Annotated in this window: 25 protein-coding genes and 1 tRNA gene; 12 read left to right on the plus strand and 14 right to left on the minus strand. The window is 72.9% G+C overall.

Annotation, left to right across the window (positions count from 1 at the left end; all coding sequences use genetic code 11):
* Positions 1-14 precede the first annotated feature (14 nt).
* Genes SGLAU_RS14285 through SGLAU_RS14295 form a run of 3 tightly spaced genes read right to left on the minus strand, consistent with a single transcriptional unit; the run spans position 15 to position 3,363 of the window.
* Positions 15-908, minus strand: coding sequence for an SDR family oxidoreductase (locus SGLAU_RS14285; protein ID WP_043501650.1), 894 nt, complete (start codon positions 906-908; stop codon positions 15-17).
* Positions 905-1,822: an alpha/beta fold hydrolase gene (locus SGLAU_RS14290; protein WP_043501653.1), complete on the minus strand. Its 918-nt coding sequence runs from the start codon at positions 1,820-1,822 to the stop codon at positions 905-907. Before SGLAU_RS14290 ends, SGLAU_RS14285 begins: the two co-directional genes overlap by 4 nt.
* The gene (locus SGLAU_RS14295; RefSeq protein ID WP_043501656.1) at positions 1,819-3,363 is read right to left on the minus strand and encodes a flavin-containing monooxygenase; all 1,545 of its coding nucleotides are present in this window, start codon (positions 3,361-3,363) and stop codon (positions 1,819-1,821) included. Before SGLAU_RS14295 ends, SGLAU_RS14290 begins: the two co-directional genes overlap by 4 nt.
* 202 nt (positions 3,364-3,565) lie before the next feature.
* Between SGLAU_RS14295 and SGLAU_RS14300 the strand changes: the two genes are divergently transcribed.
* On the plus strand, positions 3,566-4,177 hold the full coding sequence (locus tag SGLAU_RS14300; RefSeq protein ID WP_043501657.1) for a MerR family transcriptional regulator: 612 nt from the start codon (positions 3,566-3,568) through the stop codon (positions 4,175-4,177).
* A gap of 23 nt (positions 4,178-4,200) precedes the next feature.
* Here the strand turns inward: SGLAU_RS14300 and SGLAU_RS14305 are convergent, their stop codons facing one another.
* Positions 4,201-5,004, minus strand: a complete 804-nt coding sequence (locus SGLAU_RS14305) for an exodeoxyribonuclease III (RefSeq protein ID WP_043501659.1) — start codon at positions 5,002-5,004, stop codon at positions 4,201-4,203.
* 67 nt (positions 5,005-5,071) lie between these two features.
* Between SGLAU_RS14305 and SGLAU_RS14310 the strand changes: the two genes are divergently transcribed.
* Positions 5,072-5,548: a GNAT family N-acetyltransferase gene (locus tag SGLAU_RS14310; RefSeq protein WP_078957716.1), complete on the plus strand. Its 477-nt coding sequence runs from the start codon at positions 5,072-5,074 to the stop codon at positions 5,546-5,548.
* Positions 5,549-5,639: 91 nt separating this feature from the next.
* On the opposite strand, the gene SGLAU_RS14315 is transcribed toward SGLAU_RS14310, so the two are convergent.
* The 7 genes from SGLAU_RS14315 to galU form a co-directional block, all read right to left on the minus strand.
* Positions 5,640-5,713: transfer RNA gene (locus SGLAU_RS14315), tRNA-Ala, on the minus strand.
* Positions 5,714-5,785: 72 nt separating this feature from the next.
* Positions 5,786-6,991, minus strand: a complete 1,206-nt coding sequence (gene glpR, locus SGLAU_RS14320; RefSeq protein ID WP_043501662.1) for a gephyrin-like molybdotransferase receptor GlpR — start codon at positions 6,989-6,991, stop codon at positions 5,786-5,788.
* 172 nt (positions 6,992-7,163) lie between these two features.
* Positions 7,164-7,757 carry a GNAT family N-acetyltransferase gene (locus SGLAU_RS14325; RefSeq protein WP_043501664.1) on the minus strand — a complete coding sequence of 198 codons (594 nt, stop codon included), beginning with the start codon at positions 7,755-7,757 and terminating at the stop codon, positions 7,164-7,166.
* 26 nt (positions 7,758-7,783) lie between these two features.
* On the minus strand, positions 7,784-8,311 hold the full coding sequence (locus SGLAU_RS14330; protein ID WP_078958048.1) for a MogA/MoaB family molybdenum cofactor biosynthesis protein: 528 nt from the start codon (positions 8,309-8,311) through the stop codon (positions 7,784-7,786).
* A complete protein-coding gene (gene moaC / locus SGLAU_RS14335) occupies positions 8,296-8,775 on the minus strand; it encodes a cyclic pyranopterin monophosphate synthase MoaC (protein WP_043501667.1) in 480 nt (159 codons plus the stop codon). The genes SGLAU_RS14330 and moaC overlap by 16 nt, the downstream gene beginning before the upstream one ends.
* 83 nt (positions 8,776-8,858) lie before the next feature.
* Entirely contained in the window at positions 8,859-10,181 is a 1,323-nt protein-coding gene (gene glp, locus SGLAU_RS14340) for a gephyrin-like molybdotransferase Glp (RefSeq protein ID WP_043501669.1), read from the minus strand.
* 5 nt (positions 10,182-10,186) lie between these two features.
* Entirely contained in the window at positions 10,187-11,089 is a 903-nt protein-coding gene (gene galU / locus SGLAU_RS14345; RefSeq protein WP_043506613.1) for a UTP--glucose-1-phosphate uridylyltransferase GalU, read from the minus strand.
* Positions 11,090-11,181: 92 nt separating this feature from the next.
* On the opposite strand from galU, the gene SGLAU_RS14350 reads away from it, so the two are divergent.
* Positions 11,182-11,808, plus strand: coding sequence for a 5-formyltetrahydrofolate cyclo-ligase (locus SGLAU_RS14350; protein ID WP_078957718.1), 627 nt, complete (start codon positions 11,182-11,184; stop codon positions 11,806-11,808).
* 55 nt (positions 11,809-11,863) lie between these two features.
* On the opposite strand, the gene SGLAU_RS14355 is transcribed toward SGLAU_RS14350, so the two are convergent.
* Positions 11,864-14,716, minus strand: a complete 2,853-nt coding sequence (locus tag SGLAU_RS14355) for a penicillin acylase family protein (RefSeq protein ID WP_043501675.1) — start codon at positions 14,714-14,716, stop codon at positions 11,864-11,866.
* Between the two features lie 243 nt (positions 14,717-14,959).
* On the opposite strand from SGLAU_RS14355, the gene SGLAU_RS14360 reads away from it, so the two are divergent.
* The 6 genes from SGLAU_RS14360 (at position 14,960) to mscL (ending at position 20,996) form a co-directional block, all read left to right on the plus strand.
* On the plus strand, positions 14,960-16,492 hold the full coding sequence (locus SGLAU_RS14360) for a potassium/proton antiporter (protein WP_052413750.1): 1,533 nt from the start codon (positions 14,960-14,962) through the stop codon (positions 16,490-16,492).
* 266 nt (positions 16,493-16,758) lie between these two features.
* Complete coding sequence (locus SGLAU_RS14365) at positions 16,759-18,048, plus strand: MFS transporter (RefSeq protein WP_043501679.1); 1,290 nt, start codon at positions 16,759-16,761, stop codon at positions 18,046-18,048.
* A gap of 67 nt (positions 18,049-18,115) precedes the next feature.
* On the plus strand, positions 18,116-18,421 hold the full coding sequence (locus SGLAU_RS14370; RefSeq protein WP_043501681.1) for an FmdB family zinc ribbon protein: 306 nt from the start codon (positions 18,116-18,118) through the stop codon (positions 18,419-18,421).
* 212 nt (positions 18,422-18,633) lie between these two features.
* The gene (locus SGLAU_RS14375; RefSeq protein ID WP_043506614.1) at positions 18,634-19,485 is read left to right on the plus strand and encodes an S-methyl-5'-thioadenosine phosphorylase; all 852 of its coding nucleotides are present in this window, start codon (positions 18,634-18,636) and stop codon (positions 19,483-19,485) included.
* 329 nt (positions 19,486-19,814) lie between these two features.
* Positions 19,815-20,378 (plus strand): hypothetical protein, encoded by a 564-nt coding sequence (locus SGLAU_RS14380; protein WP_043501682.1) that lies wholly within the window; start codon positions 19,815-19,817, stop codon positions 20,376-20,378.
* 141 nt (positions 20,379-20,519) lie between these two features.
* Positions 20,520-20,996 carry a large conductance mechanosensitive channel protein MscL gene (mscL, locus tag SGLAU_RS14385; protein WP_043501684.1) on the plus strand — a complete coding sequence of 159 codons (477 nt, stop codon included), beginning with the start codon at positions 20,520-20,522 and terminating at the stop codon, positions 20,994-20,996.
* Between the two features lie 49 nt (positions 20,997-21,045).
* Here the strand turns inward: mscL and SGLAU_RS14390 are convergent, their stop codons facing one another.
* A complete protein-coding gene (locus tag SGLAU_RS14390) occupies positions 21,046-21,225 on the minus strand; it encodes a hypothetical protein (protein WP_043501686.1) in 180 nt (59 codons plus the stop codon).
* 76 nt (positions 21,226-21,301) lie between these two features.
* Between SGLAU_RS14390 and SGLAU_RS14395 the strand changes: the two genes are divergently transcribed.
* The 3 genes from SGLAU_RS14395 (at position 21,302) to SGLAU_RS14405 (ending at position 24,491) form a co-directional block, all read left to right on the plus strand.
* Positions 21,302-22,522 carry a low temperature requirement protein A gene (locus SGLAU_RS14395; RefSeq protein ID WP_043501690.1) on the plus strand — a complete coding sequence of 407 codons (1,221 nt, stop codon included), beginning with the start codon at positions 21,302-21,304 and terminating at the stop codon, positions 22,520-22,522.
* On the plus strand, positions 22,519-23,574 hold the full coding sequence (locus tag SGLAU_RS14400; RefSeq protein ID WP_043501692.1) for a P1 family peptidase: 1,056 nt from the start codon (positions 22,519-22,521) through the stop codon (positions 23,572-23,574). The genes SGLAU_RS14395 and SGLAU_RS14400 overlap by 4 nt, the downstream gene beginning before the upstream one ends.
* 170 nt (positions 23,575-23,744) lie before the next feature.
* Positions 23,745-24,491 carry a DUF6227 family protein gene (locus SGLAU_RS14405; protein ID WP_043501695.1) on the plus strand — a complete coding sequence of 249 codons (747 nt, stop codon included), beginning with the start codon at positions 23,745-23,747 and terminating at the stop codon, positions 24,489-24,491.
* Positions 24,492-24,522: 31 nt separating this feature from the next.
* Here SGLAU_RS14405 and SGLAU_RS14410 read toward each other — a convergent pair whose 3' ends face one another.
* Complete coding sequence (locus SGLAU_RS14410; protein ID WP_043501696.1) at positions 24,523-24,804, minus strand: hypothetical protein; 282 nt, start codon at positions 24,802-24,804, stop codon at positions 24,523-24,525.
* Positions 24,805-24,860 lie beyond the last annotated feature (56 nt).

The following is a 24,860-nucleotide window of genomic DNA, read 5'->3' on the forward strand; positions in this document are numbered from 1 at the left end:
GCTGTGCATGTCGATCACTCACGCTCGGTAGCGGCGACCGCTCTGGCCTGCTCGTCCGCCGCGCCGCCCGCCCCCACGAGCCCGGTGCGCATGCCGTCCAGGCGGTCCGCGAACCGTCGTATCTCCCGCTGTCCGACCGTCCCGATGACCGAAGGCAGGTACCCGCGCACGCCCTGCATCCCGCGCAGCCACCACTGTCCGTAGACGTGTGCGGACCGGCGCTCGATCCCGGCGACGATCCGGTCCACCGCCGGGCCCAGCGGATAGGTCTTGTTCGAGGGCCACGGCAGCCGCTGCCGCAACTCCCGCATGACGTCGTCCTGATCGGCCCCGCGCACCATGTCGGTGTCGGTCCAGGACAGATAGCCGACGCCGACCTTCACACCCCGGTGGGCGACCTCGGCGCGCAGGCTGTGCGCGTACGCCTCGACGCCCGACTTGGACGCGCAGTACGCCGTCATCATGGGGGCGGGGGTGATCGCGGCGAGGGAGGCGATCTGGAGCAGGTAGCCGCGGCTCGCCGTCAGCGCGGGCAGGAAGGCCCGCGCGGTCACCGCCGAGCCGATCAGGTTGACCTCGATCACCCGCCGCCAGGCCTCGGGGTCGGAGCCGGCGAACGGCCCGCCGGTCGCCACGCCCGCGTTCGCGACGACGATGTCGACCTTCCCGAACCGCTCCTCGACCTCGCCCGCGACCCGGGCCATCGCCTCGTGGTCGGTGACGTCGGCGTACCACTGGTCGCTGTCGCCGTACAGCCGCGAGGAGACCTCCTTGAGGGCGTCCGGCTCCAGCCCGACCAGGGCGACCTTCACCCCGCGCGCCGACAGTTTGCGCGCCAGCAGCTCGCCGACGCCGCGCGCGGCCCCCGTGACGACCGCGACCTGTCCTTCGAGGCTCACCCTGGTCATGCGCCCTCCCTCACCTTCACGTGCGTCGTGACGAGTTCCCGTATCTTCCCGGTGATCAGCTCGGGCGCCTCCACCGGTGTCATGTGGCCGAGCCCGGGCAGCACGTCGAGGCCGGTGCAGCGGGGCAGCGCGGCGGCGAGCGCCCGCGCGTGCGCCGGCGGGGTGAGCCGGTCGTGCGAGCCGACGACGACGGCCGTGGGCACGTGCAACTCCCGTACGGCGTGGTCGAGGTCGAGCGTCTCCAGGACGCGGGACCAGGCGTGGCGCACGGCGCGCGGGCAGGCGTGCACCACTCTCGCGCACGCCTCCACCATGTGCGGCGCGGAACCGGCGCCCATCGTCCCGTACTTGAGGACGCGCCGGGCGAGCGGTGTCACCGGACCGAGCGGAGCGCGCGAGCCGAGGACGCGCCGGGTGAGCCAGGTGCGCAGCCGCCCCGGGCGCAGGGGCACCACGGTGGCGGCGGCGACGAGCTGCGAACTGCCCGTGCTGCACAGCAGGACGGCGGCCGTGTGCGCGCGGACGCGGGGGCGGCCGGCCGCCGCGAGCACCGTCATGCCGCCCATGGAGTGGCCGGCGAGCACCGCCTTCTCCCCGGGCGCGAGGGTGGCCGCGAGGACGGCTTCCAGGTCGTCGGCGAGGGCGTCGGTGCTGCACGACCGGCTCACGGGACTGCGTCCGTGGCCGCGCTGGTCGTAGGCGATGACGCGGTGGCCGGCGGCCAGGGCGCGGATCTGCGCCGCCCAGAAGGCGGTCGAGCAGGTCCAGCCGTGGATGAGGACGACGGGCGGCGCGTTCTCCGGCCCGTGCACCTCGACGTGCAGCCGCGCGCCGTCGGCGGAGACGGCGGTCAGCTCGCGGGCGGGCGCGGGCGGGGCGTACGGGCCGGAGGCGACGTGCGTGACCCGGCTCACAGGGCGGCCTCGGTCCCGGCGGCGGCGGAGTGCTTCCCGGACTCGGGGGCGTCCCCGCCGGCCTTCGCCGCCGGCGGCCGCAGCACCTCGTACTCCATGAGGTCCACCCGGCGGGTCGCCCGCCGGAACTCCGCGGTCGTGCCGGGCCAGATGGTGGTGTTGCGGCCGTTGCCGTCCAGGTACCAGCTGGTGCAGCCACCGGTGTTCCACACCGTGCGCTTCATCCGCTCCTGCACCCGCCGGTTCCAGGCGCCGACCGCGCCGGGGCGGGCGTCGAGGGCCACGCGCCCGCCGAGCACGTCGAGCTGGCGGATGAAGTCGGCCAGGTAGTTCAGCTGGGACTCGATCATGAGGATCATCGAGGAGTTCCCGAGGCCGGTGTTGGGCCCGATGATCGTCATCCAGTTGGGGAAGCCGGCCGCGGAGGCGCCGCGCAGGGCTTCCATGCCGCCCTTCCAGACCTCGGCGAGGGTCCGGCCGTCCGCGCCGACGACCCGCTCGGCGATCGGCATGTCGGTGACGTGGAACCCGGTGCCGAAGACGATCGCGTCGGCCTCGGCCTCACTGCCGTCGGCGGCGACCAGGGTGGACCCGCGGACCTCGGCCAGCCCGGAGGCGACGACGTCGACATTCGGCCGGGCGAGCGCCGGGTAGTACTCGCTCGACAGCAGGATCCGCTTGCAGCCGATCCGGTAGTCGGGCGTGAGCTTGGCCCGCAGCGCCGGGTCCTTGATGGCGCGGGCCATGTTCCGCTTGGCGAGCTGTTCGACGAAGCCCAGCTGGCCGGGGTGCTTGGTGAACGCCTGCACCTGGAGCTCGCGGATGCCCCACAGCAGCCCGCGCCGGGCCTGGGTGGTGACCGGCAGCCGCTGGTGCAGCCACCGCTCGGCGCCGCTGATCGCGCGGTCCATCCGGGGCATCACCCACGGGGGCGTGCGCTGGAACAGGGTGAGCCTGCCGACCCGCGGCTGGATGGCGGGCACGATCTGGATGGCGGACGCCCCCGTGCCCACCATGGCGACCCGCTTGCCCTTCAGGTCGTAGTCGTGGTCCCAGCGGGCGGAGTGGAAGACCTTGCCGGGGAAGGTGTCCAGCCCGGGGATGTCGGGGATCTTCGGGTCGGACAGCGGGCCGGTGGCGGAGACGACGAGGTCGGCGGTGAGCCGCCCGGAGCCGGTCTCGATGTCCCAGCGCAGCTCGTGCGGGTCCCAGGTCATCAGCTTGACCTCGGAGCCGAACCGCAGATGGGGCCGCAGCCCGAAGACGTCGGCGACCCGCTCCAGGTAGGCGCGGATGTGCTCCTGCCCGGAGAACGCGCGCGGCCAGTCGGGATTGGGCGCGAAGGAGAACGAGTAGAGGTGGGACGGCACGTCGCAGGCGCACCCCGGATAGCTGTTGTCCCGCCAGGTGCCGCCGACGCTGTCGGCGCGTTCCAGCACCACGAAGTCGGTGACGCCTTCCCGTCGCAGGCGCACCGCGGCGCCGAGCCCGCCGAACCCGGACCCGATCACCGCCACCCGTACATGCTCGTGCTCGGCCATCCCGTAGCCTCCACGCATCGCTCGTAACCATGCCAGTGAACACTGGCGCAATGGGGAGGGTAGAGGAGAGCCGTACTCATCGGTAGGGGGCGGGACGAAGAAAGTTACCGGCGGTACGACTTAGGGTTCGACCGTGGCAGACAAGGCAGAGAAGCAGGCGGGGACGCCATCGGAGCAGCCGTCCGGGAAGCGCGAGTACCGCATGGACGAGCTGGCCCGCCTGGCCGGCATCACGGTGCGCACGCTGCGCTTCTACCGGGAACGCAAGCTGATCCCGCCGCCTCGCCGCGAAGGGCGCATCGCCTGGTACGACGACCACCACCTGGCCCGGCTGCGCACGATAGCCGCCCTGCTGGAACGCGGTCACACGCTCAGCGGCATAGCCGAGCTCGCCGAGGCCTTCGACCACGGCCGTGACGTCGGCGACCTCCTCGGCCTCGGCGCCCCGACGGAGGAGACGCCCGTCCGCCTCACCCCCGAGGAACTCGCCGACCACTTCGCCGGCCAGGCCACCCCCGAGAACCTCGCCGCCGCCATGGACCTCGGCTACCTCGGCACCGACGGCGAGGAGATCGTCCACATCAGCCGCCGCCTGCTCGACGTCTCCTCCGCCCTCGTCCGCGAGGGCATCCCGCTGGCCGACGTCCTGGCCGCCGCGAAACGCGTCCGCGAGCACGCCGACGCCCTGGCCGGCATCTTCGCCGACCTGATCCTCAGCCACGCCCCCGCGGACCGCCTGCACCGCCTGCGCCCCCTGGCCCGCAGCGTGGTCGAGGCGGAACTCTCGCTGGCCCTCGACCGCCGCCTGCGCTGAGGGCGCCCCGCGCCCGGGGCGTCCTACAGGTCGTACACGACGGTGACGGGCGCGTGGTCCGACCAGCGCTCCGCGTGCGTGGCCGCGCGCTCCACGTACCCCTTGACCGCCCTGTCCGCGAGGCCGGGCGTGGCGACGTGCAGGTCGATCCGCCAGCCGGTGTCGTTGTCGAACGCCCGGCCGCGGTAGGACCACCAGGTGTAGGGGCCCTCGACGTCCGGGTGCAGCGCGCGCACGACGTCGACGTACCCGCCGGCCTCCGGGGCGAGGACCTGACTCAGCCAGTCGCGCTCCTCCGGCAGGAAGCCGGAGCTCTTGGTGTTGCCGCGCCAGTTCCGCAGGTCGGCCCGCTGGTGGGCGATGTTCCAGTCGCCGCAGACCAGCACCTCGCGGCCGTCGGCGGCGGCGCGCTCGCGCAGTCCCTTGAGGTGGGCGAGGAACTCGCCCATGAAGCGGAGCTTCTCGTCCTGCCGCTCGGTGCCGGCCTCGCCGGACGGGAGGTACAGGGAGGCGACGGTCACCCCGGGCAGATCCGCCTCGACGTACCGGCCGCTGCCGTCGAACTCGGCCGAGCCGAAGCCGACGCGCACCCGGTCGGGTTCGCGGCGGGTGTAGAGCGAGACGCCCGCGCGGCCCTTCGCCGCGGCCGGGGCGTGCACGACGTGCCAGCCCTCCGGCGCGCCCACGTGCCCGGGGAGCTGCTTCGGCTCGGCGCGCACCTCCTGAAGGCACAGCACATCGGCGTCGGTACCGGCGAGCCACTCGGCGAAGCCCTTCTTCGCGGCGGCGCGCAGCCCGTTCACGTTCACGGAGGTCACAGTCAGCACCCCGGCACGATACCGGCACACTGGACGAGTCCGGATCCGCTGCCTGCATAGAAGTACGATGCCTCACATGAATATACGCCGCGTCCCCTTCGACCACCCCGACGCCGTCAAGCTCAACGACGAGGTCCAGGCCGAGTACCACGAGCGCTACGGCGACGGCGGCGACGCCACCGTGCTCGCGCCGGAGGACTTCCAGCCCCCGAACGGCGTGTACTTCATCGGGTACGACGAGCTGGACCGCCCCGTGGCCACCGGCGGCTGGCGCCGCCAGGACAAGAACGACGAGGGCAACGAGGACGGCGACGCCGAGCTGAAGCGGATGTACGTGATCAGGGAGATGCGCGGCCTGGGCCTCGCCCGGCGCATGCTCGCCGCCCTGGAGGAGGACGCCCGCGCGGCCGGCCGCACCCGCATGGTCCTGGAGACCGGCACGGAGCAGCCGGAGGCGATCAGCCTGTACACGTCCAGCGGCTACGAGCCGTGCGCGAAGTTCGGCTACTACCGCTCCTACGAGTCGAGCCGGTGCTACGCGAAGGCACTGTGACGTACGCCACCTGAGGGCCCGTCATGGGCCCTCACCGGGGCCGACAACACGATAGAGCCCCGTCAGTCTCCCGACGGGGCTCTATGCTGCGTGGACCTGAGGGGATTTGAACCCCTGGCCCCCTCGATGCGAACGAGGTGCGCTACCGGACTGCGCCACAGGCCCTTGCAACGAGTGAAACTTTAGCACCCCGATCGGCCTGCTCGGAAATCCGCTCCGGCGGGGCCGACGGCAGCCCTACTCGTTGGCCGCGCGGGGCCGGTCCCCGTCCTCGTACTGGTCGAACAACGGCGTACGCCCCCGCTCGCGCGCCCGCCGCGCCGAGGCGGCCCGCCGCGCGTCGCTGCGTCCGGCGCCGTCGGCGCGGTCGTCCTCGTGGTCCGGCTCCCCGTCGTCCGGCTCCTCCGGGGTCGGTTCGCCCGCCGCCCGGGTTTCCTCCTCGCGCCCCACGGCGCTCGACCGCGCCGAGCTCCAGGCGTCCGGCGACCCGAGGTCGACGTCTGCCGTGGCACGCGGCGCGACCGGGGCGGTCACATAGGTGGGCAGCGGCACCGGGACCGGCTCCCAGCTGTCCCCGTGCCCGGGCCGCCGCTGCCGCTCCCGCTGCTGGTCGACCCACTCGGCGTGGTCGGTCTGCTCGACCAGCGCCCGCCGGTCCGCGGCGAGCGCGGACAGGCCCGGATCGGTCTCCGGTTCCGGGCCTTCCTCGGGTTCGTCGCCGTCGGCCGGGACGGACGGCTGCCGGCGCGGCTGGCGCGCCCGCTCCCGCAGCCGCTGCGCGGCGTCCTCCGCCCGGCGGCGGTCCATCTGGTACGTGAAGCGGCGGCGTTCCTGGGAGCGCAGATAGGCGATGTACGCGCTGAGCAGCACGGCGGGCACGGCGGGCGCCCACAGGAAGGCGAGGCCGCCGACGGCGGCGACGACCGAGCCCGCCGTGAAGGCGAGGAAGAGCATCACCGTGGTACGCCGGCGGCGCGCGAGCACCTTGGAACGCCGGGCGCGTGCCGCGGCGGCCTCGGCTCCGGGTGCGCGCCGGGCGCTCGGCACCTGCTTGCGCGCGGGGGCGGCGCCGGAGGCGGGCCCCTCGGCGGGCGCGGGCGCCCGTTCGCGTGCCGGCTCCGGCCGCTCGGCGCTGCGCGCCGCCAGGGGCGCCTGGGTCTGCGGGCGGGTCGGGGGCACGGCGAAGGCCCGGACGTCCACCGAGTCGGTGACGGCGTCCGGATCGCTCATGGCGGGTTCCGCCTCGTCGGCGGAGCGCGCCTGCAGGTCCTTGGCGTACCGGCGCTCCATCCCGGCCCGTCCGGACAGCAACCGGATGGCTGTGCTGAAGCGTTCCGTCGGACGGGCCTCGTTCAGCTCGTCCTGCCTACGGAGCCACATCGGCACCAAGTAGGCGGCCCAGGCCCCGACGATGACTGCGTAGATGAGGCCGCTGCTGCTCACGCCTCACACGGTAGAGGGGTTTGCGTGAGGCCATCCGCCAATTGGGCCGGTGTGTCGCACGATCTGGCTGATATTTCGAGCTTTTTTTGTGCCGGATGCGATCAGCGGACCGTCCGGGCCGTGAATTCAAAGACCCGAGCCGGTCGCCGGCCGATCAATTTCGAACATTTATTCAATTACTGCTGCGCGCCCGGCTGTGCCGCCACCGGTTCAGCAGCCCGTCGGGCACTTCCTCCGCGGTGAGCGCGAAGACCAGGTGGTCGCGCCAGGCGCCGTCGATGTGCAGATAACGGGGCCGCAGCCCCTCCTCCCGGAATCCGAGTTTCTCCACCACCCGGCGGCTGGGGCCGTTCTCCGGGCGAATACACACCTCCACGCGGTGCAGTCCGACCGTGCGGAAACAGTGGTCCACGACGAGCGCCACGGCCGTCGGCATCACCCCGCGCCCGGCGACCGCCTCGTCCACCCAGTAGCCGACGTGGCCCGAGCACATCGAACCCCAGGTGATCCCGGCGACCGTCAACTGCCCGACCAGCCGCCCCTGGTACTCGATCACGAACGGCAGCATCCGGCCCGCGTTCGCCTCGGTGCGCAGATGGCGGACCATCTGCCGGTAGGTCGGCCGGTGCGTGACCGGCCCGCCCGGCGCGGGCGGCGGGATGGTCGCCTCCCAGGGGCGCAGCCAGTCCCGGTTGCGCCGGTTGACCTCGCGCCAGGCCCGCTGGTCGCGCAGCTTTATCGGCCGCAGGACGACATCGTCCTCCACCAGCTCGACGGGCCACCATGCGCTGTTCAGCTCGCACCCCCACCACCGGGCCGCGGGTGGTCGCCACCACGGACCTGGTCGACGGCGTGGATCAGCAGGGGCTCCAGGACGGCCAGACCGTCGCGCACCCCGCCGGTCGATCCCGGCAGGTTCACGATCAGCGTCCGGCCCGCCACCCCGGCCAGGCCCCGGGAGAGCACCGCGGTGGGCACCGCGTCCCGGCCGTACGCCCGGATCGCCTCCGCGATGCCCGGCACCTCCCGGTCGAGCACCGCGCGGGTGGCCTCGGGGGTGCGGTCGGTGGGCGAGATGCCGGTGCCGCCGGTGGTGACGATCACGTCGTAGCCGGTCTCCACGCCCGCGCGCAGGGCCGCCTCCACGGGGTTCCCGTCGGGGACGACCCGCGGCCCGTCCACGGCGAACCCGAGGCTCTTGAGGCCGTCGGCGATCAGCGGGCCGCCCCGGTCCTCGTAGACGCCCGCGGCGGCCCGGTTGGAGGCCGTGACGACCAGCGCCCGGTACGGCGCGCCCGCGGCGCTCACGCCCGGCTCCAGTCGCCCGACTTGCCGCCCGTCTTCTCCTCCACCCGCACGTCCGTGATGACCGCTCCCTTGTCGACCGCCTTCACCATGTCGATCACGGTGAGCGCGGCGACCGAGACCGCGGTGAGCGCCTCCATCTCGACGCCCGTGCGGTCCGTGGTCCGCACCGTCGCGGTGATCTCCACGGCGTCGTCCGCGACCGACAGGTCCAGTGTCACACCGGAGAGCGCGAGCGGGTGGCACAGCGGGATCAGGTCGGGGGTGCGCTTGGCACCCATGATGCCGGCGATCCGCGCGGTGGCGAGGGCGTCGCCCTTGGGGACCCCCTCACCGCGCAGCAGCTCGACCACGCGGGGCGAGACGAGGACGCGTCCGCCGGCGCGGGCGGTGCGGACGGTCACGTCCTTCTCCGACACGTCGACCATCCGGGCGGCGCCCGCGTCGTCGATGTGCGTCAGTCGGTCCTGCCTGCTCATGCTGTGCCGCTCCCGGTCCGGGCCCGGCGCGGTCCGGTGCGCGGGCCTGTTGTGCGCGACACGGTACCCCCAAGTCCGGGGGGTCAGCCGAGCAGGACCACCTCGACGTCGGCGCCGGGAGCGACGGACTCCACGTCCTCGGGGACGACGATCAGCGCGTCGGCGCGCGCGAGGGCCGCGACGAGGTGGGACCCGGCCCCGCCGACCGGGGTCACCGCGCCGTCGGCGTACCGGCCGCGCAGGAACTGCCTGCGGCCCTTCGGCGACGTCAGCGGCCTGTCCGCGCTCAGGGTGGCGCGGGTGGTGGGGCGGTGCACGTCGGTCAGGCCCATGAGGGTGCGGATCGCGGGACGGACGAACAGCTCGAAGGAGACGTACGACGACACCGGATTGCCGGGCAGGGCGAGGAGCGGGGTGTGGTCGGGGCCGATGGAGCCGAACCCCTGCGGCTTGCCGGGCTGCATGGCGAGCCGGCGGAACTCGACCCCGCTGCCCGGCTCGTCCTCGTCGGCGACGTGCGCGAGGGCCTCCTTGACCACGTCGTACGCGCCGACGCTGACGCCGCCCGTGGTGACCATGAGGTCGGCGCGCACCAACTGGTCCTCGATCGCGGTGCGCAGGGTCTCGGCGTCGTCGGCGACGGCGCCCACCCGGTAGGCGATGGCGCCGGCGTCACGGGCGGCGGCGGTGAGGGCGAAGCTGTTGGAGTCGTAGATCTGGCCGGCGGCCAGCTCCTCGTCGGGCTGGACGAGTTCGCTGCCGGTGGACATCACCACCACGCGCGGGCGCGGGCGGACCCGGACCGTGCCGCGGCCGATGGCGGCGAGCAGCGCGATCTGCGGCGGGCCGAGGATCGTGCCGGCGTCGAGGGCGCGGTCGCCGGCCTGCACGTCGCTGCCCTTCGCGCGCACGTGCGCGCGGGCCTCGGCGGGCCGGTGCACCCGGACCTGGCCGCCGGCGGCCTCGGGGGCCAGGCTGCGGGCGCGCATCGCGGCGACGGGGCCCTCACCGAGGCCGCCGTCGGTCCACTCCACGGGGACCACGGCCTCGGCGCCGGGCGGCAGCGGGGCGCCGGTCATGATGCGGGCGGCCTGGCCTGGCCCCACCTGGAGCAGGCCGGCCTGGCCCGCCGCGACGTCCCCGATCACGTCGAGGACGGCGGGGAACTCCTCGCTCGCGCCCGCGACATCCGCGACCCGTACCGCGTACCCGTCCATGGAGCTGTTGTCGAACGGCGGCAGGGAGACCGGCACCGTGATGTCGTCGACCAGGACGCAGCCCTGGGCGTCGAGCAGGTTCAGCTCGATGGGTTCGAGGGGGCGGACGGTGGTGAGGATGTCCTCCAGGTGCTCGTCCACCGACCACAGGTGGTCCTGGCCGGTGGCGCGGGGCGCGGCGGTGCTCAAGGTGGCTACATCTCCTCGGTGACGTAACTGCGGAGCCAGGCCCGGAAGTCCGGGCCCAGGTCTTCACGTTCGCACGCGAGTCTGACAATGGCACGCAGGTAGTCGCCGCGGTCGCCGGTGTCATAGCGGCGGCCCTGGAAGACGACGCCGTGCACCGGGCCGCCGATCTTCTCGTCCTGGGCGAGCTGCTGGAGGGCGTCGGTCAGCTGGATCTCGCCGCCGCGGCCGGGCTCGGTCTTGCGCAGTATGTCGAAGATGTGGGGGTCGAGGACGTACCGGCCGATGATGGCGTAGTTGGACGGGGCGTCGGCCGCGTCGGGCTTCTCCACCAGGCCGTTCACCTTGACGACGTCGCCTTCCGCGGTGGCCTCGACGGCGGCGCAGCCGTAGAGGTGGATCTGCTCGGGTGCGACCTCCATGAGCGCGACCACGCTGCCTCCGCTGCGCTCCTGCACCTCGATCATCCGCTGGAGCAGCGGGTCGCGCGGGTCGATCAGGTCGTCGCCCAGGAGGACGGCGAAGGGCTCGGTGCCGACGTGCGGGGCGGCGCACAGGACGGCGTGGCCGAGGCCCTTGGGGTCGCCCTGGCGGACGTAGTGCATCGTCGCGAGGTCGCTCGACTCCTGCACCTTCGCGAGCCGTTCGGCGTCACCCTTCTTCTCGAGCGCCGACTCCAGCTCGTAGTTGCGGTCGAAGTGGTCCTCCAGCGGGCGCTTGTTGCGGCCCGTCACCATGAGGACGTCATCGAGGCCCGCCGAGACGGCCTCCTCGACCACGTACTGGATCGCCGGCTTGTCGACGACCGGCAGCATCTCCTTGGGAGTGGCCTTGGTGGCCGGCAGGAACCGGGTACCGAGGCCGGCTGCGGGAATGACAGCCTTGCTGATCCTGGGGTGGGACTGAGTCATGCCCGACACCATATCCGGAGCCTTTGTGAGGAATCTGAGGCTCCGATTCGTTGACGCTCATATGAGCACATTGACGCAGTACGGGAGTGACAGTGAGCCACAACGGACCTTCGGCAGAGCCTGACAAGCGTGCGTTGCGCCGGGATCTCATCGCCGTGAGGAGCAGATTGACGGCAGATGACGTGCGGGAATACGAGGCGGCGCTGGCCGAGCGGGCGGGAGAGCTGCCCGAGCTCGCGGGCGCGCGGACGGTGGCGGCCTATGTGTCCGTCGGAAGCGAACCGGGGACGCGCGCGCTGCTCGACGCGCTGCGCGCGCGGGGCGTGCGCGTCCTGCTTCCGGTGCTGCTGCCCGACAACGATCTGGACTGGGGCGAGTACGCCGGACCGGACTCGCTGGCCCCGGTCCGGCACGGCGGGAGGATGACCCTGCTGGAGCCCTCGGGCGTCCGCCTCGGGGCCGACGCGGTGACCACCGCCGACGTGGTGCTGCTGCCGGGGCTCGCGGTCGACGCGCGCGGCATGCGGCTGGGCCGCGGCGGCGGGTCGTACGACCGCGTCCTGGCCCGTCTCGAGCGCACGGGCGCCCGTGCGGCGCTGGTGGTGCTGCTGTACGACACGGAGGTCGTCGAGCGGGTCCCGGCCCAGGCGCACGACCGGCCGGTGCACGCGGTGGTCACGCCGTCCGGGGTGCGCCGGTTCCGCGCGCCACGGACCTGAAAGGGCCCTCCACGCACGCGTGGAGGGCCCTTCCGGAGGGTGCGCCGTCAGCGGGTCACGGCTTCAGCACGAGCGTGTCCCGCGTGCTCTTGTCGACCGCCTTCTCCGAGAAGGCCCAGGGCAGCAGTTCGCCCTTGGCCCACTTGCCCGTCTGGTCGGTGTAGTGGTCGCTGTAGGCGTGCCCGGAGGCGCCGGTGAGGTTGATCCACCGCGACTTGTCGAGGTCGCCGAGGTTGACCACCATCCGCATCGACGGCACCCAGACGACGCCGTAGCCGCCCGCGGCGTTCCAGCCGGTGGCGTTGACCGTGGCCTCGCCGCCGCTGAGCTTCCACGGGCCGCGGTTGAGCGCGTAGCGCAGGAAGCCGGGGCCTTCGGTGCCGAGGGTCTGGTTCTTCAGGAACAGGCGGTGCAGCCGGCCCCAGCTCCAGGTGTCGATGTCCTTGCCGAGCTTGGCGGTCAGCTCCCAGCGGGCGTCGATCATGGCGCGCTTGAACAGCTCGTCACGGTTGTCCGCGCCGGGGCGGGTGCCGTTCTCGGGCGTGGTCCACCAGTCGCTGTCCTCGTCCTGCATGAGCGTGCGGACCACCTCGAACCAGCGGTCGCCGCCGTCCGGCTGGGCCTGGGCGGCGTCGCGCCGGCCGCATTCGCGGACCCGGCGCTCGTCGTCCACCGGTCCGGTGGTGTCGACCGGCTCGACCAGCAGGCACTGGCCCTTGACCCGCAGTTCCTTGGGCAGCTTGTTGCCGAAGGCGTGCTTGAGGACGTTGCGCCAGACGGCGTTGAAGTAGGCCGCCGCCGCGCTGTCGGCGTCCTGGGTGTAGTCCCAGCCCTCCAGCAGCTTCTGCGCCTCGCGGACGTCCTTGTCGCCGACGTCGATCTTCAGCAGCTGGGGCACCAGCAGCTTGGCGATCTCGCTGCTGTTGTCCGTCTGCATGAGGCGCATGTCCTCGGTGGAGATCTTGCCGCCGCCCTTGATCTTCGACTCGATCAGGTCGGTGATCCGCTGGCTGCGGGTGCCGTAGCCCCAGTCCGTGGTGAGCGTGTAAGGGTAGTCCTCGCCGACCGCGGCCTGGTTGGCGGTGACGATGTAGCCGCGCCGCGGGTTGTACTCGTACGGCAGCTCGTCCTGGTCGAGGTAGCCGGTCCAGCGGTACTTCGAGTCCCAGCCGGGGGCCGGGACGGAGCCGTCGTGGTCCTCCGCGCGCGTGGGGATCCGGCCGGGCAGGGTGTAGCCGATGTTGTCGTCGGTGTCGGCGTAGACGAGGTTCTGCGAGGGCACCTCGAACAGGGCCGCCGCCTCGCGGAAGTCCTCCCAGTCGGCCGCCTTGTCCATCGCGAACACGGCGTCCATGGTGGTGCCCGCCTCCAGCGCGGTCCAGCGCAGGGCGATGCCGTAGCCGTCGCCGCGGTCGGGGGCCGCGGTGTCGACGGTGGCCTTCCTGCCGACCGTCACCAGCTCGTCGTCGCGGTCGGAGAGCAGGGGCCCGTTGTTGGTCTCCCGGACGACGATCTTCTTGCTGGCCCCGCCGGCGACCTCGATGGTCTCCTCCCGGGTCTTGAAGGGCACCACCTTGCCGTCGAACAGGTAGCCGTCGCCGCTGAGCTTCTCCAGGTAGAGGTCGGTGACGTCGGCTCCGGAGTTGGTCAGGCCCCAGGCGATGTCCTTGTTGTGGCCGATGACCACGCCGGGCATGCCGGCGAAGGTGTAGCCGGAGACGTCGAACTGGCACTTCTCGGAGACGGTGCGGCAGTGCAGGCCCATCTGGTACCAGACGGACGGCAGGGACGGCGACAGGTGCGGGTCGTTGGCGAGCAGCGGCTTGCCGGTGATGGTGTGGTCGCCGTCGACGACCCAGGAGTTGGAGCCGATGCCGTTGCCGTTCACGCCGACGGCCGTGGGCAGGTCGTCCAGGACCCGGTAGAGGCCCGAGAGCTGGGTCTGCAGGGCGTCCGTGCCGGTGCCCTCGGTGCCGGTGCCTTCGGTGCCGGTGCCCTCGGTGCCGGTGCCTTCGGTGCCGGTGCCTTCGGTGCCGGTGCCTTCGGTGCCGCCGGAGCCGTCGCCGGAGGTGCCGTCATCGGAGGTGCCGTCGCCGTCGCCGGAGGTGCCGTCGCCGTCGCCCGGCTGGAACGTCTCCGTGAGTTCGTCGTACTGGCCCTCCTGGACGATCGCCTTGTTGCGGTCGTAGGGGTACGCCGGGTACAGGTCGGCGATCTGCTTCGGGCCGAGGCGGCTGGTCATCAGGGCGCGGTCGATCTCGTCCTGCATGTTGCCGCGCAGGTCCCAGGCCATCGCCTTGAGCCACGAGACGGAGTCGACCGGGGTCCACTCCTCGGGCGCGTAGTCGTTGCTGAAGCCCAGGGCGGCGTACTCCAGGGAGATGTCCTCGCCTTCCTTGCCCTTCAGGTAGGCGTTGACTCCCTTGGCGTAGGCCTGGAGGTACTTCTTGGTGGAGTCCGACAGCTTGGTCTCGTACTCCTGCTTCGCGATCCGCTCCCAGCCGAGGGTGCGCAGGAACTCGTCGTTGTCGATCTGGCTCTTGCCGAACATCTCCGACAGGCGTCCGGCCGTCATGTGGCGGCGGACGTCCATCTCGTAGAACCGGTCCTGCGCCTGGACGTAGCCCTGCGCCATGAACAGGTCCTCGTCGGAGGAGGCGTAGATGTGCGGGATGCCGTGGCCGTCCCGCTTCACCTCGACCGGGCCGGACAGGCCGTCGAGCGTGAGCGAACCCTTGGTCTGCGGGAAGGAGGCGCGGACGGTGCTGACGGACCAGTACGCCCCGTAGGCGAGGCCGCCGATGACGGCCAGCACCAGCACGAGCACGATCAGCCGGGCTTTGCGCCCCTTCTTCCTGCCGGACTTGCCGGGCTTCTGACCCGTTGAGGCGGTGGTGTTGGGGGGCATCGCTGTCCTTGCTGTCCTAACGCGAGCGGCAGGTCGGGCTGTGACTATGAAAGAGCGCTGGAGCAACCATAGGCGCAGGGTCCACTCCCCCTTGACGCGGAGTCGGGAACCAGCGCGCACGGACGTTCGATCTTGCCTTGGCGAACGTCAAGAAATCGTCAAGAGTTAGGTAAGGTAACGAAGTAACCAGTGCGGAGCGGGCCCGACTCCGTGTCGGATTCGTACACGAGTGTCCACGCGCGCGTGGGGCGCGTGAACCAGGGAAGGGAACGGCCACTGACTGTCCACCACCTCAACCAGCTCCTGCTCGTCTGCTCGATCGTCCTGCTCGTCGCCGTCGCGGCCGTCCGGATCTCGTCGCGCAGCGGGCTCCCCAGCCTGCTCGTGTACCTGGGGATCGGCGTCCTCATGGGCCAGGACGGGATCGGCGACATCCACTTCGACAACGCCGAGCTGACCCAGGTCATCGGATACGCGGCCCTCGTCGTGATCCTCGCCGAAGGCGGTCTGGGCACGAAGTGGAAGGAGATCGGGCCGGCCCTGCCCGCCGCCTCCGCGCTGGCGCTGGCCGGGGTGGCGGTGAGCGTGGGGGTCACCGCCACCGCGGCCCACCTCCTGATCGGGCTGGAGTGGCGGCAGGCCCTCATCATCGGAGCGGTCGTCTCCTCGACCGACGCGGCGGCCGTCTTCTCGGTGCTGCGGAAAATACCTCTCCCCGCGCGCGTGACGGGCACCCTCGAAGCCGAGTCGGGGTTCAACGACGCCCCGGTCGTGATCCTGGTCGTCGCCTTCTCCACGGCCGGCCCGGTCGAGCACTGGTACGTCCTGCTCGGCGAGATAGCGCTGGAACTGGCCATCGGCGCGGCCATCGGGCTCGCGGTGGGCTGGCTCGGTTCCTGGGGCCTGCGGCACGTGGCGCTGCCCGCCTCCGGCCTCTACCCGATCGCCGTCATGGCCATCGCGGTCGCGGCGTACGCCGCGGGCGCCATCGCCCACGGCAGCGGCTTCCTCGCCGTCTACCTCGCGGCCATGGTCATGGGCAACGCGCGGCTGCCCCACTGGCCCGCCACCCGCGGCTTCGCCGACGGCCTCGGCTGGCTCGCCCAGATCGGCATGTTCGTGCTGCTCGGCCTCCTGGTGACGCCGTCCGAACTGGGTGACGACATCGTGCCCGCCCTCCTCATCGGCCTGGCCCTGACCATGGTGGCGCGCCCGCTCAGCGTGGTGCTCTGCCTGACCCCGTTCCGGGTGCCGTGGCAGGAGCAGACCCTGATGTCCTGGGCCGGGCTGCGCGGCGCCGTGCCGATCATCCTGGCGACCATCCCGATGGTGAACGGCGTGGACGGCAGCCGCCGCATCTTCAACATCGTCTTCGTCCTGGTCGTCGTCTACACCCTGGTCCAGGGGCCGACCCTGCCGTGGCTGGCCCGCACGCTCCGCCTCGGCGGCGGCCCCGAGGCCGCCGACCTCGGCATCGAGTCGGCGCCCCTGGAGCGGCTGCGCGGGCACCTGCTGTCCGTGGCGATCCCCGAGGGCTCGAAGATGCACGGCGTCGAGGTGCACGAGCTGCGGCTGCCCGCCGGGTCCGCGGTGACCCTCGTCGTCCGGGACGGCACGTCGTTCGTACCGCTCCCCTCGACGGTGCTGCGCCGCGGGGACGAACTGCTCGTCGTGGCCACGGACCCGGTCCGGGACGCCACGGAGCGGCGCCTGCGCGCGGTGGGCCGGGGCGGCAAGCTGGCCGGCTGGCTGGGCACGAACGGGAGCGACACCTAGTCGCTGGTCGCGCTTCGCAGGCAGCGGCTCACGTGGTGCCCCTTTTCACAGGTGCGACGCGCGTAGATCCGCGTATCATGAAGGCGCACCACACCAGATCGAACCAACTCTGCCTGACGCAGAGCTGGCGCGACCGTATGGCGGCCGGCCCGCTCCCCTCAGTGAGCGCCGGTATCTACCGCAGTTCCGCGCAAGAGGACAGCTCTCGGCGCCGGCCCCCCACCCGCAGGGGCCACGCGCTACCAGGCGGCAGAAAGGCACGGGCCGTGGCGTCCGCGGTCACCACCGAGCCGTCGAAGGACACGACGGCGCCCTCCCGCCCGGGCTACGGGCAGCTGCTGCGCACCCGCGGCGCCTGGACGTTCCTGCTCCCCGGCTTCGCGGCGCGCCAGCCGTTCGCCATGCTCACGCTCTCCATCGTGCTGCTGGTGCAGCACACCACCGGCTCCTACGGCGCGGCGGGTGCCGCCGCCGCGGTCACCGGTGTCTCCATGGCGGTCTTCGCGCCCTACAGCGGCCGCCTCGCCGACCGCTTCGGCCAGCGCGCCGTCCTGGTCCCCGGCGTTCTCGTGCACGCGGTCGCCGGTCTCACGCTGACGGCGCTCGCGCTGGCGCACGCCCCCCTGTGGGCGCTGTTCGCGGCGGCCGTCCCCACCGGCGCCTCGGTGCCGCAGGTCGGCCCCATGGTGCGGGCCCGCTGGGGCGTCAAGCTCCAGGGCTCGCCCCTGATGACCACCGCCGCCGCCTTCGAGTCGGTCACGGACGAGCTGACCTTCGTGGTCGGCCCGCTGCTGGCGACGGCCCTGTGCACCGCCGTGGACCCGGCGGCGGGCCTGGTCACCGAAGCCGCGCTCACCCTGGTCGGCGGTCTGCTGTTCGCCGCGCAGAAGAGCACCCAGCCGAAGGTCACCGCGAGCGGCCACGCGCGCGTGAAGCCCGCGTCGGCGCTGCGCGTGCCCGGTGTGCGGGTCCTGATCGTGGCCTTCCTGGGCATCGGTTCCGTCTTCGGCGGCATGCAGGTCTCGCTGGCCGCGTTCACCGAGTCGATCGGCGAGCCCGGGCTGAACGGGGTGCTGTACGGCATCTTCGCCGCCGGCAACATGCTCTCCGGCATCGTCTGCGGTGCCATCGCGTGGAAGGCGGCCCCCCAGCAGCGTCTGGTCGTCGGCTACACGGCGCTCGCGCTCGCCGCCGCGGGGCTGTGGGCCGCCCACTCCGTGCTCGTGCTCGCTGCCCTCGGCCTGCTGGTCGGCATGTGCATCGCGCCCGCCCTGATCACCGGCTACACCCTGGTCGAGGGCCTGGTCCCGGCCGGGGCCCGCACCGAGGCGTTCACCTGGCTGACCGGCGCCGTCGCGCTCGGCCAGGCGGCCGCCGTCACGGTCGCCGGACAGCTGGAGGACCGTTTCCGGGACGGCGCGGGCTTCCTGGTGCCGCTGGGCGGAACGGTGCTCGCCCTGGCGACCCTGCTGGCGCTGCGTTCGCGGCTCGCGACGCGGCCCGCCCGGACCGTCGCGCGTGGCGTGGGTCACCGCTCGCCGGTGACAGTGGACTGACGCGCCGGAATACGTCACTATGGACCATCGTTAGCACTCATTGAGTGAGAGTGCCAGGAGGAAGACAGTGCCGACCTACCAGTACCAGTGCACCGAGTGCGGCGAGGGCCTCGAGGCGGTGCAGAAGTTCACCGACGACGCCCTGACCGAGTGCCCCAGCTGCGGTGGCCGCCTCAAGAAGGTGTTCTCCGCGGTCGGCATCGTCTTCAAGGGCTCCGGCTTCTACCGCAACGACAGCCGCGGCTCCTCGTCCAGCAGCTCGCCGGCGTCGTCGAAGTCGTCGGCCTCGTCGGACTCCAAGCCGTCGGCCGCGTCCTCGTCCTCGGACTCGAAGTCGTCGAGCTCCAGCACCTCGACCGGCACCGCCGCCTGACGCACGGCAGCGGGTGCAGCACGGCACCGGCCGACGCACGGCACCAGGTGCAGCACGGCACCTCGTGAAACCGGGTCGCGGTGCCGCCCGGCGTTTCCCGCCGCGCGTACCACCGCGTCTTCGCGAAGACCCCGCACGTCCCAGGACGGCGGGGTCTTCCGCGTCCCCGGGCCACTGCCCGAGCGCGGACCGCGACGGCTAGTGTGCTGGTCATGGCGAACGCAGAGACCGCAAGGGTCGCGGAGATCGGTGTCATCGGCGGGTCCGGCTTCTACTCGCTCCTGGAGGACGTCACCGAGGTCCGGGTGGACACCCCCTACGGGCCGCCCAGCGACTCCCTCTTCCTCGGCGAGATCGCCGGCCGGCGGGTCGCCTTCCTGCCCCGCCACGGCCGGGGTCACCATCTGCCGCCGCACCGGATCAACTACCGGGCCAACCTCTGGGCGCTGCGCTCGGTGGGGGTGCGCCAGGTCCTCGGCCCGTGCGCCGTGGGCGGCCTGCGGCCCGAGTACGGCCCCGGCACCCTGCTGGTCCCCGACCAGCTCGTCGACCGCACGAAGGCGCGGGTGACCACGTACTTCGACGGTCTGCCGCTGCCGGACGGCACCGTGCCGAACGTGGTGCACGTGTCGCTGGCCGACCCGTACTGCCCCGTCGGCCGGGCGGCGGCCCTGAAGGCGGCGCGCGGCCGGGACTGGGAGCCGGTGGACGGCGGCACGCTGGTCGTCGTGGAGGGGCCGCGGTTCTCCACCCGTGCCGAATCGTTGTGGCACCAGGCGCAGGGCTGGTCGGTGGTGGGCATGACCGGCCATCCCGAGGCGGCGCTCGCCCGTGAACTCGAGCTCTGCTACACCTCGCTGACCCTGGTCACCGACCTCGACGCGGGCGCCGAGACCGGTGAGGGCGTCTCCCACGACGAGGTGCTGCGGGTCTTCGCGGCGAACGTGGACCGCCTGCGGGGGGTGCTGTTCGACGCGGTGGCCGCGCTGCCCGCCGACGAGGACCGGGACTGCCTGTGCACGAAGGCGCTGGGCGGGATGGACCCGGGGTTCGAGCTGCCGTAGCAGCGGTGTGGGGCGGAGCCGCGGGAGGCCCCTGCGGGTGCGCGAGGCTCGGACGGGCTCGGGCGCTCGGGCGCTCGGGCGCTCGGGCGCTCGCAGGAGTGTGGGGACGGCTGCGGAAGTGCGGGGCGGCCGGCTGAGTGCTGGGCCGCGGGAGTGCCGGGCGGCTGTTCGAGAGCTGGGACCGCGCGAGTCCCGGGCGGCTGCGGAAGTGCTCGTTCGGGTGGAGGAGTTGTCCACAACGGGGCGGTCGTCCACCGGCGGCGACGGGCGGCGACGAGAGGCCTCATCGTGGGGGTCGAAACCGCTCGCTCGCCGAAGGTGGTGGCCCCATGTCCCTCGCTCCCACGTCCGTTCCCCTGTCCCCCCGCCCGCCCGGCACCGACGTCCCTGCCACCTGCGAGGTGCCGCAGTTCGCTCCGATCCGGGTGCGCGGCGGACACCACCGGCTGCGGCGGCTCGTACGGCACCGGCAGCGGGCGCTGGCCGCCGGGCTCGCCGTCACCGCCGCCGCGCTCCTCGCGGCCGGCTCGCGTGCTCCCGTGGAGCCGCCGCCGGGTGACCGGGCCCGCGGTCACCCTGCGGACCGGCTGCCCGGACGACCCGTCGCGGCGCGGGTGACCGCTCCGGTGAGGATCGCCGACGCGGCCACGGTCCGGCTGCTGCGCCCCGGCGACCGGGTCGACGTGATCGCCGCGGAGGAGGCGGCGGCCGGCGGTGCGGCCCATGTGGTCGCACGCGGGGCGCGGGTGACCGAGGTGCCCGAGCCGGCGGCCGGCGTCCCGGGCCACACGGTGGACGGTGGTGCGCTGGTCGTGCTGTCGGTGCCCCGGGCCACCGCCGTGCGCCTGGCCGGCGCGAGCGCGACGGCCCGGCTGGCGGTGACCCTGTGCTGAGGCGGAGTGGGGTGCGCCCGCTGCCCGGCGCGCGGTCCGGTCGCTCGTTGGGGCGAGGGAAGTGGACAGGGCTGCCGCACCGTGCCGTAGGTTGCGGAGCGTTTCGTTCCACACCGTGCGCGTGCGAGGAGAGTCCCCGAGGTGAGCGAGAAGAAGGAACCGGGTGTCCTGCAGGGCTTCAAAGCCTTCCTGATGCGCGGGAACGTCATCGACCTGGCGGTGGCGGTGGTCATCGGTGCCGCCTTCACCAACGTCGTCAACTCCGTGGTGAAGGGGATCATCAACCCGCTGGTCGGAGCCATCGGCACGAAGAATCTCGACAGCTACAGCTCGTGCCTCAAGGGCCCCTGCGACGTGGCCGCGGACGGCACCGTGCGCAGCGGTGTGCCGATCATGTGGGGCTCGGTGCTCGGCGCGACGCTCAGCTTCCTGATCACGGCGGCCGTCGTCTACTTCCTGATGGTCCTGCCGATGGCGAAGTATCTGGCGCGCCAGCAGGCCCGCAGGGAGGCGAGGCTGGGCACCAAGGAGGTCGTCGAGGTGACGGAGCTGGAGGTGCTCAAGGAGATCCGCGACGCGCTGGTCGCGCAGCGCGGACCGGGCCGCACCGAGTCGTAGCGACGGCCCACGCGGGCCCGCGGGCGGCGGCCCAGGGGGTTCGCCCGGCCTACAGGTGGTGCGGCGGCTTCTCGTCGAGGAAGCGCTTCAGGTCGTCCGCGGCGTCGCCGCCGCCCCGCCGCTCGCCCCAGCCCCGGTCCGTGTCGTCGGAGGACTGCTCGTCCAGCGGGTCGTCGAAGATCAGCGCGGCCTTGGGGTCGCGCGGCTCGGGGGTGGAGGCGGTGCTCATGCCCCCAGGGTACGGCTCGCCCACCGGCGAACGCCTTCACAAGATTTTTTGCCCGGTTTCTGCTGTTCTGGGACGCATGACGTCCCGTTCGAGTCCACCGCCCGTCCCGGCGGGCGGGCAGGATCCCGGAAAGCCGGTGCGCAGGCTGACCGCGCGGACCCGCGCCGAGGCCCACCGCACCGCCTCACCGCTGGAACTCTTCTTCGACCTGTGTTTCGTCGTGGCGGTCGCCCAGGCGGGCCTCCAGCTGGTGCACGCCGTCGCGGAGGGGCACGCGGGCGAGGGCATCCTGAACTACGCGATGGTGTTCTTCGCCATCTGGTGGGCCTGGATGAACTTCACCTGGTTCGCCTCGGCGTACGACAACGACGACGTGCTGTACCGCGTGGTCACCCTCGTCCAGATCGCCGGTGTCCTGGTGCTGGCGGCGGGCGTGTCACGGGCCTTCGACGACCACGACTTCCTGCTCGTCTGGCTCGGCTACGTGATCATGCGCCTCGCGCTGGCCGCGCAGTGGCTGCGCGCCGCGGGATCCGCGACCGGACCGGAACGCACCACCGCGCTGCGGTACACGGCCGGCGTGCTGCTCTGCCTGATCGGCTGGCTCGGGCTGGTGCTCCTGCCGGGACCCGCGCGCCCGTGGCTGTTCCTCGTGATGGCCGTCGTGGAACTGTGCGTGCCGGTCCTCGCCGAGCGGGGCTTCGAGACGCCCTGGCACCCGCACCACATCGCGGAGCGGTACGGACTGTTCACGATCATCGTGCTGGGCGAGACCATCGCCGCGGCGACCGTGGCCGTGCAGTCGGGGGTGGCGGACCACCACGCGCTCGGCGAGCTGCTGCCGATCGCCGCGGGCGGCCTGCTGATCGTGTTCTCCGCGTGGTGGATCTACTTCGTGGTGCCGATCCACGGCCATCTGCGCTCCGACAGACAGGCGTTCCTCTGGGGCTATGGCCACTACGTGGTCTTCGCCTCGGCCGCCGCGATCGGCGCGGGCCTGGAAGTGGCCGTCGAGCAGGCGACCGGCACGGCGCACATCCCCACCCTGTCCGCCTCCGCCGCGGTGTCCCTCCCCACGGCGCTCTACCTGCTGGCCGTGTGGGCCCTGCACTCCCGGCACTTCAAGGCGGGCATCGCGCAGCAGGCGGTCCTGCCCGTCGCCGCCCTGCTGGTCATCTGCTGCACCTTCCTGGGGCACGGCGCGGTGCTCGCGGCCGGCGTGGTGACGGCCCTGGCGGTCGCGGCCGGCGTGATCCTGGCGGCGCGCGGGACGGGACGGGCCAGACTGGCCCCATGACGCTCAGGACGGTTGACGCACTGACGGATGTGGCGGGCCTGCGGGTGGGCCACGCGACGCGCGCCGGCGGCGGCTGGCTCACCGGCACCACCGTGGTCCTCGCCCCGGAGGGCGGGGCCGTCGCCGCCGTGGACGTTCGCGGCGGCGGGCCCGGCACCAAGGAGACCGACGCGCTGGACCCGCGCAACGTGGTGCAGAAGGTCGAGGCGATCGTGCTGACCGGCGGCAGCGCCTACGGGCTCGACGCGGCGTCGGGCGTGATGGCCTGGCTGGAGGAGCGCGGACGGGGAGTGCGCGTGGGGGCGGATCCCGCGCACGTCGTGCCGGTGGTGCCCGCCGCGTGCGTCTTCGACCTGGGGCGCGGCGGCGACTTCCGGGCCAGACCGGACGCGGCCGTCGGCCGGGAGGCCGTCGAGGCGGCGGCGGCGAGCGAGCCCGGCGCACCCGTGCGGCAGGGGTGCGTGGGCGCCGGTACGGGCGCCGTCGCCGGCCTGCTGAAGGGCGGGGTCGGCACCGCGAGCACGCTGCTCGACTCGGGGATCACGGTCGGCGCGCTGGTGGTGGCCAACGCGGTGGGCTCCGTGGCCGATCCGGAGACGGGAGTGCTGTACGGAGAGCTGTTCGGGGGGCGCGTGGACTATCCGCGGGCGTCGGTCCACGAGGCCGCGCGGCGGCGCCTCGCCGAGGTGGCTGCCGGCACCTCGGCCCCGCCGCTCAACACCACGCTCGCGGTGGTCGCCACCGACGCCGCCCTCTCGAAGGCCCAGGCGCAGAAGCTGGCCGGCACGGCGCACGACGGGATCGCGCGCGCCGTACGGCCGGTGCACCAGCTCAACGACGGCGACACGGTGTTCGCGCTGGCGACCGGGGCGCGGCCACTGGACGGGGGCGGCCCGCTCGCGCTCAACGAGATCCTCGCCGCGGGCGCGGACCTGGTGACGCGCGCGATCGTACGAGCGGTGCGCGCGGCGGAACCGGTGGACGGGCCGGGCGGCATCTGGCCCACTTACGGAGAGCTGTACGGCAGCCGCCGGGAGGGCTGGCCGGACTGACCACACCGCCCCACCAGGCACTTCGGCCGGGCCGTCGGGCGGCGGGGGAACTCGCCGCTCCGTCCGCTCGTTTTCCCCGCGCACGTTTTCTCGGTTCCCGGGCATGATGTCCGGCCGAGGGGCTACGGTATGCACCCACAAGGTGACATGCAGCAACGCCGGGAGAAACCTTGAGCGTTCCGTACGAGACCGCAGCGTACGAACCATACGAGTCGCCGGAGCCTCCGGAGGAGCATCTCGCGCGACTGCTCGGCCGCGCCCTGAACTCGTTCGAGCTGCCCGACGAGACGATCAGGTGCCTGGACGGCGCGCTGGCGTACGACAGTTCGCTGCACTCCGCGCACCACAGCGCGGGGCTGCACCGCGAGACGTACCGGCACACCTGGCTGCTCGCCGACGGCTCGGCGCTCACGCTGTGGGAGCTCGTGCACAACACCGCGCGGGGCCGTGCGGCGCAGCACGAGGTGTACGTCGACGAGGAGGAGCTGCGCACCGCGACCATGCGGCTGCCGCTGCCGCCGGACGCGCCGGAGTTCGAACTGCCGGTGCTGGTGCAGTCGTCGCCGGTGCCGGGCCCGCGCCACGCGTACGCGCCGGACGACTCGGCGGACCACGCCCGCCGGCTGCTGCGCCGCGCGGAGAACGCGGACCGGCCGGGCGCGGAGACGGCCGCGTTGCTGGCCACGGCGTGCGCGCACCAGATCACCCAGGCGTTCGGCCGCCCGTGCCGGGCGGGCCGCGCCGGCCTGGGCTTCTCGTTGTACGAGCACGCGTTCCTGCTCGGTGACGGCGTGGAGATCTCCCTGTGGGAGGTCGAGCACACGGCCACGCCCGACGGACGGCACATGTGCGAGGTGTACGCCTCGGAGGAGGCGGCGCGGGAGGCGATGGAACGCCGGGCGGCGCAGTTGTCCTGAGGCGGGGCCCCGGACCGGGCCGGCCGGTGGCTCAGCCGCCGTCGGCGAGTCTGCGGGCCAGGACCGCGAAGGCGGCCCGTTCCGCCGGGGTCAGCTCGACGCACTCCAGGTGGGGGGCGCTCTGACGCTGCTGGGGCAGCCCGGCGAGGGGGCGCGCGCCGGTGCGCACGGCGCCCCGCTCTCCGTAGCCCGTGGGCGCGGAGCGCGGGCGGGCGCGGCGCGGGATGCGGGTCAGGCCGGTCAGCCAGGCCGCGGCCGCCACGGCGAGGACGGCGACACCCGCCCACGGGAGGATCGAGACATGCTCAGACATACGGTCCAGTAGACACCACGGTCCGGGACTCAAGCCCCGGACCGTGACCTGTCTCT

This window comes from Streptomyces glaucescens (assembly GCF_000761215.1).
GTDB classification, from domain to species: domain Bacteria; phylum Actinomycetota; class Actinomycetes; order Streptomycetales; family Streptomycetaceae; genus Streptomyces; species Streptomyces glaucescens_B.